Raw genomic sequence first — 2,733 nt, 5'->3', positions numbered from 1 at the left:
CTATGAAAGAGTCTTTTGTCGGTTTAAAAGCAGTAAAACCTAACTTTCTACTCTTAGACATATCAGTAATTACTTCTATTGGACGACCTAAATCAGCATCCGTATGCCAAGGAGAAACTAAGGTATCTAAATCCAAAGCTTGCAGTTTATGCTTCGCTATAATAGTCTGCCATACCTCACTCTTCTGTAACAAAGTTGCTTCTAATGGTCTGATCGTATCCTTATACCCTTCAAAAGGTATGTCAAAATAATTAGCGATCTCTTCCCATAACCACTTCCATCTAAACACATCTCCATTGGTAACATTGAAGGCTTGATTCTTAGCTATATCAGTAGTGGATGCCCATACCAACTGTTTTGCTAATACACTTACATCTGTTACATCTGATACCCCATTCCACTGTGCTTCTGATCCTGGCCACACCATAGGAAGCCCTTCTTCCTTACATATACTCGCATACACAGCAAGTGTAATCCCCATATTCATCAGATTACCTACTGCATGACCTATTAGTGTATGAGGTCTATGCACACTCCAAGTAAAACTATCTCGCTCAGATGCTTTATACACTTCATCTTCTTGAGCGTAATAGAAATTCTCTAAATCTAAACGAGGGTGTTCTTCTCTAACAGGGGTAATGGGCAATATACCAGACTTCACATAAGATTCAAAAGGGCCTAAATAATGTTTTAATCCAGTCACTAAGGCTACGTGCTTTACGCTCTGTTTAGGAGATAACAACTCTAATAAGTTCCTAACTAAAGTAGCATTGACCATGATATTCTCAGCCTCTGTATCCATACGCATCCATGTGGTAAAGTAAACATGAGTAGGGACTATATCTTGTAAAGCTATAGCTAAACCTTCTTTATCTAATAAATCCGCAGCAATGGGAATGACTCCATCTACTACGCCTTTTGGATTTCGCGCCAATCCATATACTGTCCAATTTTGAGCGATAAGCTCCTTTGCCAAGTTACTACCAGCGATACCACTAACGCCAACTACTAATGCTATGTTCTTCATATTTTATTTCTTTGAATAACAAAGCTAAAGCAAGTAAAACAGCTGTGCATTGACCTAAAACAAGGCTTTCTATTGATCTAAATCAAGTAGTTTACTTCATTTTTTTCTTTATGCGGCTAACCGTTTCTGGAGTCAGTCCAAGATATGAGGCTAAGAGGTGTTGAGGAATACGATTGACTAAATCTGGATAACAAGTAATAATCTGAGCATATTTTTCCTCTGCATTATAGGCTATATTACTCAATATACGCCTATCTTTATTAGCTAAGCTACGTTCATACAGTATTCTGAAGTAGTTACTCATTACTGGCATATCTATCATTAACTGATCATATTGCTCTTTTGAAATTAACAAAAGCTCTACATCTTCGATCGCATCAATATTTAGTACACCTTTTTCACCTGTAAAGAAACTATAGGAATCCGCCATCCACCAGCCTTCCCAACCAATAAAGTTGATGTTTTCTATTCCTCTTTCATCTATCACATAAGACTTCAGTACTCCTTGCACTACAAAAGTCATATACTTGCACACCTCTCCTTCTTGTAGCAAATACTGTCTTTTGCGCAATTTTTTAGAAGTAAAATAGTCTTGTAATCGCACTGCCTCATCTGCAGTTAACTGTACTTTCTCTTGAATGTGTTGAATGAGTATGTCAAACATAATAAGTTATAAAATATCCTATCTACAAAAATAAGCAAATAAAAAGCGAAATGTTTACCTTTAGGTCTTCATTGTAACCTTATGCCAATTATAACTCAACAAAACTTACTTATTCCTTATCCGCAAAAAGTAGCACTATCTATACAGTTTGACTATGCTATCGTGGATATACACAATAGTTTTGACTACTTAGAAGAACTATGGGATGATATTGTTTTGACGATTACAAATGCTTTTAATGATAGAGGAATTACAATCTTAGAAGGCACAACCAATATCAATGAGGATTATACTGTTATCAGCTATGAAGTGGTCACTTTAGTCACACCTCCTTATATAGACTTTTCCTTCGTTTTTGATAATTTGTATGATGTTGACTTACCTAGTGCATTTCTAATAAGTACTCCTAATTATTACGACAAGGAGATAAAAGACATTTTACTACAAACAAAATAGCGATGATAAAACCAATTGATAGTACCGACTTACCCCAGACTTTACAAGTATTAGAAGAAGTAAAACAATCTATGCTCAGCCAAGGTATTGATCAATGGGATGAATCCTATCCTAATAAAGATATTATCTCTAATGACATTCAAAAGAAGCAAGCTTATATCTATACAGAAAACGAACAGATCTTAGCCTATATGGTCTTAAACGAAGAATATGATGTAGAATATAACGACTTACATTGGACCAGCCCTGTTCCATTTATTGTTATCCACCGATTATTTGTCAGTCCTAAGGCACAAGGTAAAGGAATATCCACTAAGATGATTTTATTCGCAGAACAATACGCCAAAGACAACAACTATGCATCTATTCGCTTTGATGCATATACACTAAATACTACTGCTAATGCGGTTTACACTAAAAAAGGATATCAATTAGTAGGTACAGTTCAGTTTAGAAAAGGGGTATTTAATTGTTATGAGAAGACAATATAGTAATCACTAAAAAGTTTATTACGCTCAGAATCAACTTCCATATTTCAAGTACAAACAAAAAAGAGGGTGTCCCAAAAGGTCACCCTCTTTTGTAT

The 2,733-nt window shown here is 35.4% G+C and carries 4 protein-coding genes; 2 read left to right on the top strand and 2 right to left on the bottom strand.

Annotated elements, in window-relative coordinates:
* Together GJV76_RS15370 and GJV76_RS15365 are read right to left on the bottom strand one after the other, a co-directional pair.
* A partial coding sequence (locus GJV76_RS15370; protein WP_155093463.1) for an SDR family oxidoreductase occupies positions 1 to 1,027 on the bottom strand: 1,027 nt, incomplete at its 3' end.
* Between the two features lie 91 nt (positions 1,028 to 1,118).
* Entirely contained in the window at positions 1,119 to 1,691 is a 573-nt protein-coding gene (locus GJV76_RS15365) for a Crp/Fnr family transcriptional regulator (protein WP_155093462.1), read from the bottom strand.
* An 81-nt stretch (positions 1,692 to 1,772) separates the two neighbouring features.
* On the opposite strand from GJV76_RS15365, the gene GJV76_RS15360 reads away from it, so the two are divergent.
* Positions 1,773 to 2,147 (top strand): hypothetical protein, encoded by a 375-nt coding sequence (locus GJV76_RS15360; RefSeq protein ID WP_155093461.1) that lies wholly within the window; start codon positions 1,773 to 1,775, stop codon positions 2,145 to 2,147.
* A 2-nt stretch (positions 2,148 to 2,149) separates the two neighbouring features.
* Complete coding sequence (locus GJV76_RS15355; RefSeq protein WP_155093460.1) at positions 2,150 to 2,638, top strand: GNAT family N-acetyltransferase; 489 nt, start codon at positions 2,150 to 2,152, stop codon at positions 2,636 to 2,638.
* Positions 2,639 to 2,733: the final 95 nt, after the last annotated feature.

The sequence above is a fragment of the Myroides albus genome, assembly GCF_009711045.1.
In the GTDB taxonomy this organism is placed as follows: domain Bacteria; phylum Bacteroidota; class Bacteroidia; order Flavobacteriales; family Flavobacteriaceae; genus Flavobacterium; species Flavobacterium album_A.
The sequence above is the reverse complement of the archived record's forward strand: the minus strand, read 5'-3'. Positions and strand labels throughout refer to the sequence as shown.